Below are 17,960 nucleotides of genomic sequence, written 5' to 3'. Positions count from 1 at the left end.
CCTCCGATACCCCAGGCGACGCCAGCTTTCAGGGCTCTCCAGCATTCAACTCCTGCGCGCAAGCCGGGTTGTTCCCAATATCGTTAGCAGCGCTTTCACGCTGCAATGGCGTCCCAGCCCATATTGCGAAACAGAGTTCCGCTTTACGGAACCAAAATAACCCAACGCAAATGCGGCTGCCTGTGTGGGCGCGCCAGCCTCGCCCGCGAACGAACGAAGTACAGTTGGAGGCATTCTTGAAAATCGCATCGATCACCGGCGCCGCCGCCGCGCTCATCGCCATCGGCCACACCGGCGCCGCGCTGGCGCAGTACCCCACCAAGCCGATCCGCCTGATCGTGCCATTTGCCGCGGGCGGCACCACCGACATCGTCGCGCGCTCGGTTGCCGACGGCATCGGCCGCGAACTGGGCCAGCCGGTCGTGGTCGAGAACCGCGGCGGCGGCGGCGGCGCGATCGGCGCCGACGCGCTGGCCAAGGCCGCGCCGGACGGCTACACGCTGGGCATCGCCACGGTCAGCACCATGGCCACCAACCCGGCCACCAATGCGCGCAACCCCTATGATCCGATCAAGGACTTCGCGCCGATCACCAACCTGGTCAACGTGCCGAACGTGTTGACGGTCAACCCCAAGGTGCCGGCCAAGAGCGTGCAGGAATTCGTCACGCTGCTGAAGACGAACCCCGGCAAGTACAGCTACGCCTCGGCTGGCAAGGGCAGCATCTCGCATCTGGACGGCGAACTGTTCAAGTACCTGACCAAGACCGACATGGTGCACATCCCCTACCGCGGATCGGGCCCGGCGCTGAACGATACGCTGGCCGGCCAGGTCAACGCGCAGTTCGACAACCTGCCCTCCTCCATGCCCTTCATCCAGGCGGGCAAGCTGCGCGCGCTGGCCGTGGCCGCGCCCAAGCGCGTGGAAGGCCTGCCTGACGTGCCGACCTTCTCCGAAGCGGGCATGAAGGACATGAACAATATGGCCTGGTACGGCCTGGTGGCACCGGCCAACACGCCTGCCGCCGTGATCGCGCGCGTGCACGATGCTGCGGTCAAGACGCTGCAGGATCCGGCCGTGAAGAAGCGGCTGGCCGACAGCGGCGCCTACACGGACGGCAACACGCCGCAGCAGTACGCGGCGCAGATCAAGCGCGAACTGGATGTGCGCAAGAAGATTGCGCACGACCAGAACATCACGCTCGAATAAGCGAAGTGCGCCACTCGCCAGCCGGCAAGCGCTTGCCGGCTGGCGCACCAGGCACTTGTCCGATTATCGCCATCGATTTTGATCTGGCGCAGTCTTCTGTCACGCAAGTAGGCGTTCAATAGGGACGACAGAAAGGGGAAGACAGAAAGTTTTACTGTGCGGCGCCCTTGTGGCCCGGTAGAGTAGCCCCGATATCCCTGTCAGCGCCGCGCGCATGACGCGCGAGGCCATCACTAGCGAGGTAGAAGATGTTGAAGAAGACCGTCTCGACCCTGGCCTTGGCCGCCCTTGCCTTCTCCGCCATGGTGCCCCTGGCCCATGCCCAGAAGAACTACACGGACGGCGGCGACCTCTACGGCGGCGCCCATAGCGCGCAGAAGAAGGCCAAGCCGAACCAGGCGCCCGCTCGCAGCGGCAAGTTCGACCCGTACTCCGAAGGGGCCAAGAAGTCGACCCAGGCGGACCTGAATCCGGCCGCCGCCGGCAAGGCTGACCCCTACACCGACGGCGCCAAGGCCGGCAAGTTCGATCCGTACTCCGATGGCGCCAAGGCCGGCAAGGCCGACCCGTACACCGACGGCGCCAAGGCTGGCAAGTTCGATCCGTACACGGACGGCGCCAAGAAGCAGTAATCGCTCAAGGCAATCGCCCGGCCGCCCGCGCTGCGGGCGGCCGTGGCCATCCGCCGCTATCCGCGGCAGAGGGCCCGCTTCGCGCTCAGGCGCAGGCGGGCTCTTTCTTTTGGGACGCCGCAGGCGCTACACCATCCTCGCGCATGGAGCCGTGATCGCGGTAGCGCAGGTGCCAGGCGAACGCTTCCTCGAGCAGGTGCGGGGTCTGGCCGCCGCGCACGCTGGCGGCACGCGTGACGTAGTCGCGCAGCGCATCGCGGTAGAGCGGATCGGCGCAGTGGGTGATGATCTCCCGCGCACGCTCGCGCGGCGCCAGGCCGCGCAGGTCGGCCAGGCCGTGCTCGGTGACGATGATGTCCACGTCGTGCTCGGTGTGGTCGACATGCGCCACCATCGGCACGATGCTCGAGATGTCCCCACCCTTGGCGATCGACTTGGTGACGAACACCGACATGTGCGCATTGCGGGCGAAATCGCCCGAGCCGCCGATGCCGTTCATCATGTGCGTGCCCAGCACGTGAGTGGAATTCACGTTGCCGTAGATGTCGCACTCCAGCGCCGTGTTGATGGTGATCAGCCCCAGGCGGCGAATGACCTCCGGATGGTTGCTGATCTCCTGCGGGCGCAACAGCACGCGCGAGCGGTAGTGGTCGAGCCGGTTCAGGAAACGCGCATACATATCGCGCGAGAGCGTGACCGAGGATGCCGAGGCAAAGCTGAGCCGGCCGGCATCGAGCAGTTCGATGGTGCTGTCCTGCAGCACTTCCGAGTACATCTTCAGGTCACGGAACGGCGAGTCGATCAGGCCGTGCAGCACCGCGTTGGAGATGGTGCCGATGCCCGCCTGCAGCGGCTGCAGCGAAGGCGCCAGGCGGCCGGCGCGGACCTCGCGGTCGAGGAACTCGATCAGGTGCCCGGCGATCTGCTGCGTGCCCTCGTCGGGCGGCAGGACGTTGGACGGGCTGTCGTCCTTCTCCGTGATCACGATGGCCGCGATCTTGGCCGGGTCGATGGGGATATACGGCAGGCCGATGCGCTGGTCCACCGCGATCAGCGGGATCGGCTGGCGATGGGGACGCTGCACGGGGAAGGCGATGTCGTGCAGGCCTTCGAGCGCCATCGGCATATTGAGGTTGATCTCGACGATCACCTTCTTGGCCAGCATGGCGAAGCTGGCCGAGTTGCCCACCGAGGTGGTCGGCACGATGCCGCCCTGCTCGGTGATGGCGGCGGCTTCCACCACCGCCACGTCGATCGGCGCGATCTGCCCGCCGCGCAGCTGCTCCACGGTCTCGGACAGATGCTGGTCGATGAACATGACCTCGCCCGCGTTGATCTTGCGGCGCAGGGTTTCGTCGGACTGGAAGGGCAGCCGGCGCCCGATCACGCCAGCCTGGGACAACACCTTGTCGATGTCGTTGCCCAGCGAGGCGCCGGTCATCAGGGTAATGCTCAGGGGCTCGCTGGCAGCGCGGCGCGCCAGCGCGAAGGGCACGGCCTTGCAATCGCCGGCACGTGTGAATCCGCTCATGCCCACCACCATGCCGTCTCGGATCAGGGTGGCGGCCTCGTCAGCCTCCATCACCTTGTCATGGAGCCGGGTCAGGCGGATACGTTCTTGGTACATCGAAGTGTCTCCTTCAGGCGGTAGCAACCGCCGCGGCCACTCGCCGCTGCCGCGCACCGCAAGTGCATGCAGAAGTGTACGAAGGCTTTCGCATTCCCGCGATGATTTAAAGTCATGAAAACAAGTCGCTTTTTTCATGCGCAGAAGGACAGGATGGAGCACTCTCCCGAGGCGCGGCCGCACGCTTGGCGGACACCGGCCGACATCGGCGCATCGAGGCGCGGCGCATGCCGCACCAAGCCCCCAAGCGGAAACGGGGCAAATTTGGCGTGCTGCATCGCAGCAGAACCTTTCTGCTAGGGTGTTGCACATAGCCATAGGAGATACGCACGCCCATGCCATCCAGAGCACTCCAAGCCAGCGAACCCCTTGTCCTTGCCCTGATCGACGCCGTCACTGCCTGGCAGCGCGCCCTCGAGCGCACCCTTTCCGGCAGCGGGCTCAACTACGTGAAATGGCTGCTGCTGCGCGCCATCGCCAAGGGCGAGTTCGTGCGCGGCGCCGCCATGTGCGGACCGGTGCTGATCGACGTGTCGTGGTCCGAGCGGCTGCTGCGGGAATTGCGTGATGACGGGTGGCTGGCCTTCACGGGCCAGGAACCGCCGTGCATTCCGGCCGAGGCGCACGAGCGCGTGCAGCGGGTCGGGCTGGCGGTCAAGGCGCTGCACTCGGTGTCGGTGGCGCCCTTCAATACACAGGAACGCGTGGCGCTGGGCTCGCTGCTCGAGCGCATGAAGGGCACCCTTCACGACCACACCCAGCGCCAGCGCCGGCGCGAGGCGGCGGAAGACGCCAGCGAGGCCGCGCCCGCCGGTTGAGGGAGTGCCGCGTGAAGCGGCTCACGCATTTTTGCCGCAACCGGACCGCGCTCGCTCCGCTTATTGCCTAAAGTGGGAGGCATGCACAAGCACCTCGCGCGGGAGGCACCATGCTGCCGGAGCAGGAAGACAAGGCCGCCCAACGGCTGGATGAACTGATCGAATACGCGCGGGCGCGTCTGCCGCAGGCCAACGCGCCCGCGGTCGAGCCCTTCCTGCGCCACTACTACGACCTGAGCGACACGGAGGATCTGCTGCAGCGCGATGTGGCCGACCTGTATGGCGCGGCCATGGCGCACTGGCAGACGGCGCAGAAGTTCGTTTCGGGCGCGGCCCGGCTACGCGTCTACAACCCGCGGCTGGAAGAACACGGCTGGCATTCCGACCACACCGTGGTCGAAATCGTCAATGACGACATGCCCTTCCTGGTCGACTCCGTCACGATGGAGATCAACCGCCGGGGCCTGGCCCTGCATTCGGCGCTGCACCCTGTGTTCCGTGTCTGGCGCGAGGCGCACGGCGCCATCGCCCGCGTCAGCCTGGGCAGCGCCGGCGTGGGCAGCGAGGCGAAAGACTCGCGCCTCGAATCATTCATCCATTTCGAGATCGACCGCTGCGCCGAAGCCTCCCAGCTCGAGGCGCTGCGCGCTGGCGTGGCCCGTGTCCTGGGCGACGTGCGCGCGGCGGTGGACGACTGGCCGCAGATGCAGGAAACCGCGCGCGCCACCATCGCCTCGATGGCCAGCGCCGCCGATGCGGCCGAGCCCGAATCCGCGGAAGCGCGCGCCTTCCTGCAGTGGATGATCGATGATCATTTCTGCTTCCTCGGCCAGCGCGACTACCAGTTGATCAGCCGGGACGGTCGCTTCTTCCTGCGTGGCGTACCGGAATCCGGCGCCGGCATCCTGCGCGCCAGCCTGCGCGACCCGGCGGCCGAGGAACTGACACCCCTGCCCGCGGCCGCCTCGACGATCATCGCCGGCAGCTCGCCAATCTTCCTCACAAAGGCCAACTCGCGCGCCACCGTGCACCGGCCCGGCTACCTCGACTACATCGGCGTCAAGCTGCTCGATGCCGACGGCAAGCTGTTCGGCGAGCGCCGCTTCGTCGGCCTCTACACCTCCACCGCCTATATGGTGTCGAGCAGCGAGATCCCGCTGGTGCGCCACAGGTGCGCCAATATCCTGGCCCGCACCGGCTTCCTGGCGCGCGGCCATCTGTACAAGTCGCTGGTCACCATCCTGGAGCAGTACCCGCGCGACGACCTGTTCCAGACCGACGAGGACGAGCTGTACACGATCACGCAGGGCATCCTGCGGCTGCAGGAACACCAGCGCGTGCGCCTGTTCGTACGGCGCGACCGCTTCGATCGTTTCGTTTCCTGCCTGGTGTTCGTGCCGCGCGAGAAGTACAACACCGACCTGCGCGAGCGCCTGCAGAAGCTGTTGATGAGCGCCTTCAACGGCCGCAGTTGCGAGTTCACGCCACAGTTGTCGGAGGCCCCGCTGGCGCGCATCCAGATCATCGTGCGCAGCGAGCCAGGCACCATGCCCGAGGTCGATACCGCCGAGCTGGAAGCCCGCATCGTGCAGGCCGCACGGCGCTGGCAGGACGACCTCGCGGAGGCCTTGCTCAGCGTCAACGGCGAGGCCGCCGGCAACCGGCTGCTGCACCGCTACGCCGAGGCGTTTCCGGCGGGCTACCGGGAAGACTACGCCGCACGCACCGCGGTGCGCGACATCGAACTGGCCGAGGCGGCCAGCCACGGCAACGGGCTGGCGATGAACCTGTACCGCCCCATCGAGGCACCGGCGGGCGTGCTGCGGCTCAAGGTCTACCATGCCGGCGCGCCGATCGCGCTGTCGAACAGCCTGCCGATGCTCGAACACCTCGGCGTACGCGTCAACGACGAGCGGCCCTACCGGATCGAACCCGCCGGCGAGCCGCCGGTGTGGATGCATGACTTCGGGCTGGAGGTCGCCGACGGCAGCGATAGCGGCGCCGAAGCCCTGGACCTGCGCATCGACCGCATCAAGGCGCTGTTCGAGGACGCCTTCGCCCAGGCCTGGGACGCGCGCATCGAGAGCGACGACCTGAACCGGCTGGTCCTGCGCGCCGAACTGGCCGCGCGCGATGTCACCATCCTGCGCGCCTACGCCAAGTACATGCGCCAGGCCGGCGCGCCGTTCAGCAACGCCTACATGGAACGCGCACTGACCGGCAATCCGGACATCGCCGCCAAGCTGGTCGCGCTCTTCCTCGCGCGCTTCGACCCGGCCCAGCCCGAGGCCGCGCGCAGCGCCCGCTGCGAGCAGCTGCTGCAGGCCATCGGCGTCGCCCTCGACCAGGTGCCGAGCCTGGACGAGGACCGCATCCTGCGGCTGTTCCTTGGCGCGATCGAAGCCACCGTGCGCACCAACCACTTCCAGCACGACGCCAGCGGCCAGCCGCACGCCTACCTGTCGTTCAAGCTGGATCCTTCGCGCGTGCCGGGGCTGCCCGAGCCGCGTCCGATGTTCGAGATCTGGGTCTATGCGCCGCGCGTGGAAGGCGTGCACCTGCGCGGCGGCCGCGTGGCGCGTGGCGGCCTGCGCTGGTCAGACCGGCGCGAGGATTTCCGCACCGAAGTGCTGGGCCTGATGAAGGCGCAGATGGTCAAGAATACGGTGATCGTGCCGGTCGGCTCGAAGGGCGGCTTCGTCGTCAAGCGCCCGCCGTCGCCGAGCGAGCGCGATGCCTGGCTGCAGGAAGGCGTGGCCTGCTACCAGCTCTTCCTGCGCGGCCTGCTCGACCTGACCGACAACCTGGTGAGCGGCGAACTGGTGCCGCCGCCCGAGGTGGTGCGGCTGGACGGCGACGACCCCTATCTGGTGGTGGCCGCCGACAAGGGCACCGCCAGCTTCTCCGACTATGCCAACGCCATCTCGGCAGAGTATGGCTTCTGGCTGGGTGACGCCTTTGCCTCGGGCGGCTCGGTGGGCTACGACCACAAGAAGATGGCCATCACCGCGCGCGGCGCCTGGGAATCGGTCAAGCGGCACTTCCGCGAAATCGGCATCGATACGCAAAGCACCGACTTCACCGTGGTCGGCATCGGCGACATGTCGGGCGACGTGTTCGGCAACGGCATGCTGCTGTCGCCCCACATCAAGCTGATCGCCGCCTTCGACCACCGCCATATCTTTCTCGACCCCAACCCCGACCCCGCAGCCAGCCTGCGCGAGCGCGAGCGCATGTTCGCCCTGCCGCGCTCGAGCTGGGCCGACTACGACACGAGCCTGATTTCGGCCGGCGGCGGCATCTTCCCGCGCAGCGCCAAGTCGATCGCACTGTCGAGCGAGGTACAGGCCGCACTCGGCACCAGCGCCGCCTCGTTGTCTCCCGCCGAGCTGATCCACGTCATCCTGCAGGCGCCGGTGGACCTGCTGTACAACGGCGGCATCGGCACCTACGTGAAGGCGAGCAGCGAAAGCCATCAGCAGGTGGGAGACCGCGCCAACGACGTGGTGCGCGTCAACGGTGCCGAGCTGCGCTGCAAGGTGGTAGGCGAAGGCGGCAATCTCGGCTTCACGCAACTGGGCCGCATCGAGTTCGCGCGCAAGGGCGGACGCATGAACACCGACGCCATCGACAACTCGGCTGGTGTCGACTGCTCCGACCATGAGGTCAACATCAAGATCCTGCTCGGCCTGGTGGTGGCCGAAGGCGAGATGACGGAAAAGCAGCGCAACAAGCTGCTGGCCGACATGACTGACGAGGTCGGGCTGCTGGTGCTGCAGGACAATTACTACCAGACCCAGGCCTTGTCGGTCGCAAGCCGCCATGCAAGCGATCTGCTGGCCGCCGAGACACGACTGATCCGCTCGCTCGAACGTGCCGGACGGCTCAACCGCGCACTGGAGTTCCTGCCGTCCGACGAGGAGATCGCGGAGCGCAAAGCGGCCGGCGAAGGGCTCACCACGCCAGAGCGGGCGATTCTGCTGGCGTATAGCAAGATGTGGCTGTACGACTCTCTGCTGGCATCGGACGTGCCGGACGACCCGCAGGCCGTCGGACTGCTGGTCGATTACTTCCCGCACCCGCTGCGCGAGCGCTACCGCGAAACCATGGCACGCCACCCGCTGCGGCGCGAGATCCTGTCCACTCACCTGACCAATATGCTGGTCAACCGCATCGGCGCCGTCTTCGTGCACTATGCGATGGAGCAAACCGACGCGCCTGCGGCCGACATCGTGCGCGCCTGCATGATCGCGCGCAGCGTGTTCGGCCTCGATCAGCTGTGGCAGGACATCGACGCCCTCGACAACCGCGTGCCCGATACGCTGCAGGTGCAGATGTTCGCGGCCGCGGTACGGCTGATGGCGCGGGCGGCGCTCTGGTTCCTGCGCCATCTTCGCACCGGCCCGGCCCTGCCGGCGGGCAGCGCCGAACGCTTTACCGAGGCAGCCAAGTGGCTCACGCCCCAGTTGCCCGCGCTTCTGGACGAAGCTGGCGCAACCGCGCTGGCAGAGCGGCGCCAGGCATTGCTGGACGCCGGCGTGGACGGCTCGCTCGCCTTGTCGGTGGCGGCCGGCGAGATCAGCGCCGCCGCGCTGGACATCGCGGAAGTGGCCTCGGCCTGCGGCCGCGACCTGGCGGTGGCCGCCGGCGTGTATTTCGCGCTGGATGCCTTGCTGAGTTTCGGCTGGCTGCGCGAGCGCGCGCTCGCGTTGCCGGTGGAGACGCGCTGGGACCTGCTCGCGCGCACGTCCGCGCTGGAGGACCTGGGGCGGCTCAGGCGGACGCTCACGGCCAGCGTGCTATCCCAGCCGCGCGACTTGGATGCGCCCGCCCCCTTGATCGCGGCCTGGCAGGCCTGCCGGCAAGGCCAGCTCGATCACTACGCGCATATGCTGGCAGAGCAGCGCGCCAGCGGCGCGGCCGGGCTGTCGGTACTGTCCGTGGCCGTGCGCGAGATCGGGCTGCTCGAACGGGGTTGAGCGCGGCGAAAGACCGGGCGGGCTCCTCAGTCCACCGCCCGGAGTTCGCGGGGGCGAAGCTCCAGGCCGAAGCGGATGAAGAGCTCGAAGGCATCGGCCAGCAAGTGCTGCTGGCGCGGCAGCAGGCTTGCATACGGCATGTCGTAGATGGACTGGTGCGCCCCGCGGTCCCCCTTGAACCCCTTGTCGCGGGCAATGTCCGAGAGCAAGGCAGCGAAGCCTGACAGGTCCTGCGCTTCCAGCGCAGCATTGAGCACCCGCGCGATCACCTGTGGCGAAGCGCCCGTCCAGCCAAGCAATTCAGCATTGGCGGCGCCGTCTTGAGAAAAGTCACTATGCTTCATGCCTCGGTTAACGTCGCGACCGGCAGACCCTTTAGTGGTTGTGACTGCTCTCTCTGCATCGTCTGCGTCGTCTGCGTCATCTGCGCTGGACGCAGCACCGCTAGTCGGCCTTGGCGCCCGAGCGCTTGACCAGCTCCGCCCAGCGCGGGATCTCCCGGCGCATCAGGGCCGCCAGTTCATCCGGACTGCTGCCGACCACCGCCATGCCGAGCTGCTGCGTGAGACGCTGGCGCACGGCCGGCTGCGCCAGCGCATCCACCACCGCCTGGTGCAGGCGCCGCACCACCTCGGGCGGCGTGCCGCGCGGCGCGTACAGGGCCTGCCAGGACACCATCTCGAAGCCGGGCACGCCTGCCTCGGCCATGGTCGGCACGTCGGGCGCCAGCGCCGAGCGCGCCGGCGAGGTCACGGCCAGCGGCCGCAGGCGGCCGGCCTTGATCAAGGCGTCCCCCGCCGTCAGCTGGTCGAAGAGAAAGGGCACCTGGCCGGCGGCCACATCCTGCAGTGCCTGTGGGCTGCCCTTGTAGGGCACGTGGGTCATCGGCACCTTGATCAGCTCGGCGAACAGTTCACCGGCCAGGTGGGTCGAGGTGCCGGCGCCCGACGATGCGAAGCTGAGCTTGCCCGGCTGCTTGCGCGCGTAGTCGATCAACTGCTGCACATTGCGCACAGGCAGCGCGGCATTGACCATCAGGACATTGGGCACGTAGGCGATCAGGCTGACGGGCACGAAGTCGCGCACCGGATCGTACGGCAGGCTCTTGTACAGGCTCGGATTGATCGCATGCGTGCTGATGGTGCCGCCCAGCAGCGTATAGCCGTCCGGGCGCGCACGCGCCACATAGCCCGCGCCGACGGCACCAGCCGCGCCCGGCCGGTTCTCCACCACCACCGGCTGGCCGAGCGAAGCGGATACCGCTTGCCCCACGATGCGCGCGACCATATCGGTCGACCCGCCCGCGGCAAAGGGCACCACCCAGGTCAGTGGGCGCGATGGCCAGTCCTGCGCCGCCGACGCCGTTGCCGGCACAAGGGAGGCGAGCACAAGGGAAGCGAGGATACCCAGCGCGGCGACGGCGCGCGCGACGGCCTGCTTGCAGCGTTTCATATTGTCTCCTGCGCGACCGGTGCATGCCGGCCGTCATCGATGGTCTTGCTGGTGTCCTGCCGGGGCCGGGCCCCGCTGCCGTTCAGCGGCCCCTGGCCGCGCGCCAGGCGGCGAAATCCGCGCGGGCGCTCTCCTCGGTGGGCGGATACAGCCCGATGATCGAGCGTCCGCGTGCCACCTCCTCGGTGACGAAGTCCTCGAAGGCGGTCATCTCGACCGCCTCGTGCGCGATCTCCTCCGCCAGATGGCGCGGAATCACCACCACGCCCTCGGCATCGCCGACGATCACGTCGCCCGGAAAGACCGCGACGTCGCCGCAGCCGATGGGCACATTGATGTCGATCGCCTGGTGCAGCGTCAGATTGGTCGGGGCCGAGGGGCGGTGATGGTAGGCGGGGATGCCGAGGCGGGCGATCTCGGGAGAATCGCGAAAGCCGCCATCGGTGACGATGCCGGCGCCGCCGCGCTGCATCAGGCGGCTGACCAGGATGGAGCCGGCCGAGGCCGCGCGCGCGTCCTTGCGGCTGTCGATCACCATCACCGCGCCCGGCGGGCACTGCTCGATGGCCTGGCGCTGCGGATGGTTGCGGTCCTGGAACACGGTGATCGGGTTCAGGTCCTCGCGCGCAGGGATGTAGCGCAGCGTGAACGCCTCGCCCACCATCGGCGCGGCATCGGGATTCAGGGGCCGCACGTCCTGGATGAACTGGTTGCGCAGGCCGCGCTTGAACAGCGCGGTGCACAGCGTGGCAGTGCTGACGGTCTTGAGTTGGTCGCTTAGGGTCTGGCTGAGCTGGCTCATGGCTTGAAGGTCGCTTGAAGGTCGCTGGAAGGTCGCTTGAAGGTCGCCGGAAGGGCGCCCGGCCCCCGCCGGCAGCAAGGCCGAAGGGCGCCGGCTCGCCGGGTGGTCAGTAGATGCTGGGCTCGCCGACCGGCGCGCCGAAGTCGGTCTGCAGGAAATCGAAGTCGCAGCCGTCGTTCGCCTGGCGGATATGGCGCGAGAACATCCAACCGTAACCGCGCTCGAAGCGCGGAGGCGGCGGCGTCCACTGCGCGCGCCGTCGCTCCAGCTCCTCGTCCGAGACCTCGAGGTGGATGCTGCGGCGCTCGATGTCCACCGAGATGCGGTCCCCTGTGCACACCAGCGCCAGCGGCCCGCCGACGTAGGACTCGGGAGCCACGTGCAGGATGCAGGCGCCGTAGCTTGTGCCGCTCATGCGCGCGTCAGACATGCGCAGCATGTCGCGCACGCCCTGCTTCACCAGCTTCTTCGGGATCGGCAGCATGCCCCACTCCGGCATGCCCGGGCCGCCCTGCGGGCCGGCATTGCGCAGGATCAGGATGTGGTCGGCGCTGACATCGAGGTCTTCGTCGTCGAGCGCGGCCTTCATCGAGGGATAGTCGTCGAACACCAGCGCCGGGCCGGTGTGGCGGAAGAAGCGGCGCTCGCACGCGCTCGGCTTGATCACGCAGCCGTCGGGCGCGATATTGCCCTTGAGCACCGCCAGCGCCCCCTCCTCGTACAGCGCCTTGTCGCGCGGGCGGATCACGTCGTCGTTGTAGACCTCGGCGCCGGCGATGTTCTCGCCCAGCGTGCGGCCGGTCACGGTCAGCGTGTCCAGGTTCAGGTCAGCGTGGATGCGGCTCATCAGCGCCGGCAGACCGCCGGCGTAGAAGAAGTCCTCCATCAGGTAGGTGTCGCCGCTCGGCCGGATATTGGCGATGACCGGCACGTGGCGGCTGGCGGCGTCGAAGTCGTCCAGGCCGATCTCGCAGCCGGCGCGGCGCGCCATCGCGATCACATGGATGATGGCGTTGGTGGAGCAGCCCATCGCCATGGCCACGGCGATCGCGTTCTGGAAGGCGGCGTACGTCTGGATGCGTAAGGGCACCAGGTCTTCCCACACCATGTCGACGATGCGCCGGCCCGATTCCGAGCACATGCGGATGTGGTTGGCGTCGGCTGCGGGAATCGAGGAAGCGCCCGGCAAGGTCATGCCGATGGCCTCGGCGATGGCCGTCATGGTGCTGGCGGTCCCCATCGTCATGCAGGTGCCGTGGCTGCGCGCGATGCCGCCCTCGATGCCGGTCCACTCCGCCTGGCTGATGTTGCCGGCGCGGCGTTCGTCCCAGAACTTCCAGGCATCCGAGCCCGAGCCCAGCACCTTGCCCTTCCAGTTGCCCCGCAGCATCGGGCCGGCCGGCACGTAGATGGCCGGCACGCCGGCACTGGTGGCCCCCATCAGCAAACCCGGCGTGGTCTTGTCGCAGCCACCCATCAGCACCACGCCATCGACGGGATGCGAGCGGATCAGTTCCTCCGCTTCGATCGCCAGCAGGTTGCGGTAGAGCATGGTGGTGGGCTTGACCGCGCTCTCCGACAGGGAGATGGCCGGCAGTTCCACCGGGAAGCCGCCGGCCTGCAGCACGCCGCGCTTGACGTCTTCCACGCGCTGCTTGAAGTGCCCGTGGCAGGGATTCAGGTCGGACCAGGTGTTGAGGATGGCGATGACGGGCCGGCCCATCCACTCTTCCGGCGCGTAGCCCATCTGCATGATGCGCGAGCGGTGGCCGAAGGAGCGCAGGTCATCTGGTGCAAACCAGCGCGCGCTGCGCAGCGTTTCGGGTGTCTTCTTGTGGGCGTTCTGGTGTGCGCTCTTGTGTCCGTCTTCGTGTGCGGTCATGTCTCCTCCGATGCGTTCGCCGCATGGGCGCAGCCGTACAGCAGGGGCCGCCGCAGGTCGCGACAACGACGGCACACGCAGTCCGTCGCCCGCACCTCCTCTGACCGCCCGGCCTCAGCTGGCTCAGGTCTTTGTGCCCAAGAATTAAAGCACTAATATATTAGTGTGTCAAACAGGGCGCCGTCGGCTAGAATCGGCGCGGGCGCGCAGCGCCGGCAGATCCCCTTCTCCCTCTATACATGGAAGCCCTTCAGTCACCGGCGCACGCCGCCTTCCAGTTCGACCGCACGCGGCACGCCGCGCCGCAGGTCTTCGAGCACATGCGCGAGATGATCATCTCGATGGCCCTGCCGCCGGGCACAGTCTTGTCGCGCGCCGAGCTCGCCACACAGTACGGCATCAGCCAGACGCCGGTGCGCGATGCGCTGATCCGGCTCAGCGAAGAAGGCCTGGTCGACGTCTTCCCGCAGCACGCCACCGTGGTCAGCCCGATCAGCGTGGCGCTGGCGCAGCAAGCGCACTTCCTGCGCCGCTCGATCGAGCTCGAGATCGTCCGCACGCTGGCGGAGCGGCGCGATCCGGCACTCGTGCAGCGGCTGCGCGCCAGCCTGGAGTACCAGCGCGCCATGCTGGCCGCGCAGGACTTCGCCGAGCTGTCGCAGACCGACCAGACCTTCCATCGCCAGCTCTACGAAGCAGCGGACGTGCCCGACCTGTGGCTGCTGGTGCGCCGCCAGAGCGGCCACCTGGACCGGCTGCGGCGCCTGCACCTGCCCATCGCCGGCAAGGCGCGCGCCGTGGTCGACGACCACATGGCGATCGTCGACGCGATCGCCGCCGGAGACCCCGAAACGGCGCAGGCGCGCCTGCGCCAGCACTTGTCCGGCACCCTCACCCACCTCGACGAAATCCGCGCGCGCTTCCAGGATTACTTGCGCTAGCGAAACGGCAAAAAGGCCGCGCGGACACTAGCCCATCGGCATTTGCGCTGCGTAAAATGGGCGCCCCGCCGATACGCTCAGACAGCCCAAGCACCATGCCCCTCTCGCCTGCCCTGTTCGACATGCTGGAAGACCAGGGCTGGGCCGTCTGCGACGACAGCATCGCGCCGGCGGTCAGCAGCCGCCTCTACCAGTCCAGCGAAACTGCATGGCAAGACGGCCGCTTCCGCCCTGCGCGCATCGGCCGCGGCGATGGCACGACGCGCGACGAGGCAGTGCGCGGCGACTCCATCTTCTGGCTGGAGCGCCGGCACGGCGACCCCGTCGTGCACGACTTCCTGGAGTGGGCGGCGCTGGTGCGCGCCGAGCTGAACCAGCGCTACTACCTCGGGCTGCGCCGCGAGGAATTCCACTTCTCGCACTATCCGGTCGGCACCGGCTACCGCAAGCATCTGGACCAGCATCGCGACAGCCCGCACCGCCGCGTCTCGCTGGTGCTCTACCTGAATCCGGAATGGGCGCAGGACGACGGTGGCGAACTGGCCATCTATGCGCCCGATGACGACACGCGGGAAGTCGCCCGCATCCTGCCGCGCGGCGGCCGCCTGGTGCTGTTCCGCAGCGAGCAGATCATGCATGCGGTGCTGCCCTGCCGGCGCCCGCGCCGCGCCCTGACTGGCTGGTTCCGCACCGACGACATGCCGCGCTGAACGCGCGGCATGCCGACGCTCCGCTGCGGCTGGCACGCGCCGGTCCGATGGCATATAACTAACGCGTATCAGTCAGGAGGCCGATCCATGGCGGCACCCAATATCCACGTCGTCCTCACCGCGCACAACGGTTGGGCCGTCGAGGTCGAAGGCACGGACGGCGCCACCTCGCACTATCCCTCGCAGGAAGAAGCCATTGCCGCCGGCGAGCGCAAGGCCAGGCTCGATGGCGCCATCCTGTTCATCCACGACGAGGATGGCGAGGTACGCAGGCGCGAGGACTTCGGCACGCGCGACTAGCGCCTGCCAGGCCCGGCGCCCAATGAAAAAACCCGCATGACGCAAGGTCGTGCGGGTTTTCTTTCTTTTCAGTGATTCAGTGGACTAGTCCCGGCCTTCGCTCATGCCGAGGCGGTACAGCGTCGCGCCGACTTCGGTCAGCAGCTCACGCTCCCTGCCCTCGATCGCCGGGTTGGCCAGCAGCACCGCCAGCCGCGCAATGGCGTCGTCCGCCGACAGTTCGACCTCTTCATCGAGCGCGAGGCGCTCGAACTCACGGATCACGTCATCTGGTTCCATCGATTTCCTCTCCTGTTGTGCCGGCCCGCAACGCGCACCAGCCATGAGTGTGACATCAAGCCGCACGCAATCCCGCCGTACCGTGCCCACACTTCGCATTGGCGCTGCAGCGCTGCGGCGCGGCAAATGAGACAAGGCCCGCGCAAACTCAACGATGCGCAGCCTCCTGGAGCGCTCGCGAAACGCGATTCGTGGCGGCATGTCGGACCGGCATTTTAATCCATGCAACCCTGCTCCCATGCGCATGCATGGAGCCAGGTTGCAAAGTGCGGCATCGCATACATTGACATCGAGCCGGCATGGCTCCCGCAGCGCGGCGCCTCTCCCAATCCCGAACGGACCAGGGACGGGAGCGCGCACTTGCATATCGATTTGCGCTATATTGCCGCTGCCACGCAGCAGCGTTGCACGCTGCCTGAAGGCGAGACCAGCTCCTGAGCTGAAGGCAAGATGCACCGGCGCACGACCGTGGTCGGGTAACGCATTTGGGATGACTTCGCTCAAGACTCGCCTGCTCTCCTTCCATCCGGGCAAACTCAGCTTGAATCAGCGGTTCCGGGCATCCGTGGCGCTTGCCACGGTGTGCTCGGTCGCCCTCGGCGCCTGGCTGATTGCGCGCAATGTCGAGCAACTCGACACCAGCCGCAACAACCTTGCCAAGCTCTCCGCCTTCCGCGCAGCGATGAACGCGGCCAATCGCATATCGGCCGAGAGAGGACCGACGAACCGTGTCCTGGGCGAGGAGCGCGAAGGCAACGGCGCCTCCCTCCGTCTCCTGCTCGCCTACCGTGCGAAGACGGATGCGGCCTTGGTGGAAGCTGCCGCAATACCCTCCCTGGCGCCGGGCATCTCTGCCCTGCGCGCGGCACTCGCGCGGGCACGGCAAGAGGCGGATGCACTGGCGGCGGCACCCAAGTCGATGCGCCACGCGGATGACATCGCGCGCGTGGTCAACGGTATGTTCGCCGCCTACGATGCCGCGCAGCCTCTCATCGATCGCGGCATGGCAGGCCTGCTGGATGAAAAGACGGATCTCGCAGGCCGCGCACAGGTCTTGCGGATGCTCAGCGAGCTGCGTGACTATGCCGGGCGCCTGGGCTCCTATCTGGTGATCCCGATGATCCGGCGCGAACCGATGGATCCAGAGCAGCGCCAGGCATTCGACCAGATGCAGGGACGGGTGCACATGTTGTGGAGCCTCATTGCGCAGTTCACCGCCAGCGACCGCGATCCCGCCGTCGTGCGCGCACGCGCGGCGGTGGTCACGCACTTCCTGGGCGAGGGCCAGCCTCTCATGATGGAGACGCTGGCCGCCAGCACCACCGGCCGCTACCCGACCAGCGTGACCGAGTTCACCGCCACCCTGGTGCCATCCTTCTCTCCCCTGGAGCAGCTGCGCGATGCCTTCATGGCGTCGACCATGGCCGAACTGAACGCCAAGGCAGAGGAAGCGCGGCGCTCGCTCATCGCCGTGACCGCGGTCACGCTCGTCGCGCTCACCCTGGAGTTGTCGCTGCTGCTGGCTGCGCAAGAGCTGCTGTTCCGCCCGCTTCTCGCGGCACGGCGGCGGATCATCCAGCTGGCCGAAGGCGAGATCGGCGAGACCATCGACCGCCCCCGCTTCAGCGGAGAAATACGCGAACTCTATCGGGCGCTCGACCGGCTGCGCGGCAAGCTGGTCGAACGCCAGATGCTGGACAAGGAGCGCACCGCCCTCACCCAACGGCTCAAATGGCAGGCCGAAACCGACGGGTTGACCGGCGCGCTCAACCGCCGGGCGATGGATGAGCTGGGTGAGCGCTTGAGCAAAACCGAGGACCGCGCAAAGGGGGTCCGCCTGATTCTTCTCGACATCGACCACTTCAAGCGCATCAATGACACCTTCGGCCATGGCGCGGGCGATGATGTCTTGAAAGAGGTCACGCGCCGGCTGCGGGGCTCGCTGCGAGACGGCGATGTCCTGGCCCGCTTCGGCGGCGAGGAGTTTGCCATCCTTGTGGGCGGCCAGGGCAGCCAGGCCATCGACATCGCGGAAAGGTTGAGGCAAGCGCTGCGCGGTGCGCCCTTTCACCTGGCGGGCGGCCAAACCCTCTGGGTCACCGCAAGCTTCGGCTCCGCCTCGATCGAACCCGGACCGGGCGCATGGTCCCGGCTCGTCACCGCCGCGGATCGCGCGCTCTATCAGGCGAAGGAAGCGGGAAGGGATTGCGTCGTGTCCAGGGACATCGCCTAGGAAGCGGCCGAGCACGAAGCCGCACCGCAAACCAGTCACCCGAAGCCGCACGGGATAGCATGGGATCGCAAAACCGCGCCGCTCGCAGCGCACCCAG

The 17,960-nt window shown here is 67.6% G+C and carries 14 protein-coding genes; 8 read left to right on the top strand and 6 right to left on the bottom strand.

Going from position 1 to position 17,960, the window contains the following annotated elements:
* The first annotated feature begins 170 nt into the window (after nucleotides 1-170).
* Entirely contained in the window at nucleotides 171-1,208 is a 1,038-nt protein-coding gene (locus AC1Z3O_RS06510) for a tripartite tricarboxylate transporter substrate binding protein BugE (protein ID WP_483514512.1), read from the top strand.
* A 248-nt stretch (nucleotides 1,209-1,456) separates the two neighbouring features.
* Complete coding sequence (locus tag AC1Z3O_RS06505) at nucleotides 1,457-1,840, top strand: hypothetical protein (protein WP_483514510.1); 384 nt, start codon at nucleotides 1,457-1,459, stop codon at nucleotides 1,838-1,840.
* A gap of 85 nt (nucleotides 1,841-1,925) precedes the next feature.
* On the opposite strand, the gene scpC is transcribed toward AC1Z3O_RS06505, so the two are convergent.
* A complete protein-coding gene (scpC, locus tag AC1Z3O_RS06500) occupies nucleotides 1,926-3,467 on the bottom strand; it encodes a succinyl-CoA:acetate CoA-transferase ScpC (protein WP_483514508.1) in 1,542 nt (513 codons plus the stop codon).
* 335 nt (nucleotides 3,468-3,802) lie between these two features.
* Between scpC and AC1Z3O_RS06495 the strand changes: the two genes are divergently transcribed.
* Nucleotides 3,803-4,285 carry a MarR family transcriptional regulator gene (locus tag AC1Z3O_RS06495; protein ID WP_483514507.1) on the top strand — a complete coding sequence of 161 codons (483 nt, stop codon included), beginning with the start codon at nucleotides 3,803-3,805 and terminating at the stop codon, nucleotides 4,283-4,285.
* Between the two features lie 110 nt (nucleotides 4,286-4,395).
* The gene (locus tag AC1Z3O_RS06490; protein ID WP_483514506.1) at nucleotides 4,396-9,264 is read left to right on the top strand and encodes an NAD-glutamate dehydrogenase; all 4,869 of its coding nucleotides are present in this window, start codon (nucleotides 4,396-4,398) and stop codon (nucleotides 9,262-9,264) included.
* Nucleotides 9,265-9,290: 26 nt separating this feature from the next.
* Here AC1Z3O_RS06490 and AC1Z3O_RS06485 read toward each other — a convergent pair whose 3' ends face one another.
* The 4 genes from AC1Z3O_RS06485 to araD all read right to left on the bottom strand — a co-directional run bounded on the left by AC1Z3O_RS06485 (nucleotide 9,291) and on the right by araD (nucleotide 13,400).
* A complete protein-coding gene (locus AC1Z3O_RS06485; protein WP_483514504.1) occupies nucleotides 9,291-9,608 on the bottom strand; it encodes a hypothetical protein in 318 nt (105 codons plus the stop codon).
* A 100-nt stretch (nucleotides 9,609-9,708) separates the two neighbouring features.
* Nucleotides 9,709-10,716: a Bug family tripartite tricarboxylate transporter substrate binding protein gene (locus AC1Z3O_RS06480; protein WP_483514503.1), complete on the bottom strand. Its 1,008-nt coding sequence runs from the start codon at nucleotides 10,714-10,716 to the stop codon at nucleotides 9,709-9,711.
* 82 nt (nucleotides 10,717-10,798) lie between these two features.
* Nucleotides 10,799-11,518 (bottom strand): ribonuclease activity regulator RraA, encoded by a 720-nt coding sequence (locus AC1Z3O_RS06475; RefSeq protein ID WP_483514501.1) that lies wholly within the window; start codon nucleotides 11,516-11,518, stop codon nucleotides 10,799-10,801.
* Nucleotides 11,519-11,624: 106 nt separating this feature from the next.
* Complete coding sequence (gene araD / locus AC1Z3O_RS06470) at nucleotides 11,625-13,400, bottom strand: L-arabinonate dehydratase (protein ID WP_483514499.1); 1,776 nt, start codon at nucleotides 13,398-13,400, stop codon at nucleotides 11,625-11,627.
* A gap of 239 nt (nucleotides 13,401-13,639) precedes the next feature.
* Here araD and AC1Z3O_RS06465 point away from each other — a divergent pair, with 239 nt between their 5' ends.
* The 3 genes from AC1Z3O_RS06465 to AC1Z3O_RS06455 all read left to right on the top strand — a co-directional run bounded on the left by AC1Z3O_RS06465 (nucleotide 13,640) and on the right by AC1Z3O_RS06455 (nucleotide 15,351).
* Complete coding sequence (locus AC1Z3O_RS06465) at nucleotides 13,640-14,341, top strand: GntR family transcriptional regulator (RefSeq protein ID WP_483514497.1); 702 nt, start codon at nucleotides 13,640-13,642, stop codon at nucleotides 14,339-14,341.
* A 95-nt stretch (nucleotides 14,342-14,436) separates the two neighbouring features.
* Nucleotides 14,437-15,051 carry a 2OG-Fe(II) oxygenase gene (locus AC1Z3O_RS06460; RefSeq protein ID WP_483514495.1) on the top strand — a complete coding sequence of 205 codons (615 nt, stop codon included), beginning with the start codon at nucleotides 14,437-14,439 and terminating at the stop codon, nucleotides 15,049-15,051.
* 87 nt (nucleotides 15,052-15,138) lie between these two features.
* Nucleotides 15,139-15,351 carry a DUF2188 domain-containing protein gene (locus AC1Z3O_RS06455; protein WP_483514493.1) on the top strand — a complete coding sequence of 71 codons (213 nt, stop codon included), beginning with the start codon at nucleotides 15,139-15,141 and terminating at the stop codon, nucleotides 15,349-15,351.
* Nucleotides 15,352-15,435: 84 nt separating this feature from the next.
* Here the strand turns inward: AC1Z3O_RS06455 and AC1Z3O_RS06450 are convergent, their stop codons facing one another.
* Nucleotides 15,436-15,630 carry a hypothetical protein gene (locus tag AC1Z3O_RS06450; RefSeq protein WP_483514491.1) on the bottom strand — a complete coding sequence of 65 codons (195 nt, stop codon included), beginning with the start codon at nucleotides 15,628-15,630 and terminating at the stop codon, nucleotides 15,436-15,438.
* A gap of 490 nt (nucleotides 15,631-16,120) precedes the next feature.
* Between AC1Z3O_RS06450 and AC1Z3O_RS06445 the strand changes: the two genes are divergently transcribed.
* Complete coding sequence (locus tag AC1Z3O_RS06445) at nucleotides 16,121-17,863, top strand: GGDEF domain-containing protein (protein ID WP_483514489.1); 1,743 nt, start codon at nucleotides 16,121-16,123, stop codon at nucleotides 17,861-17,863.
* The last annotated feature ends 97 nt before the right edge of the window (nucleotides 17,864-17,960 follow it).

This window comes from Cupriavidus sp. 09_S30, from assembly GCF_056930435.1.
The sequence above is the reverse complement of the archived record's forward strand: the minus strand, read 5'-3'. Positions and strand labels throughout refer to the sequence as shown.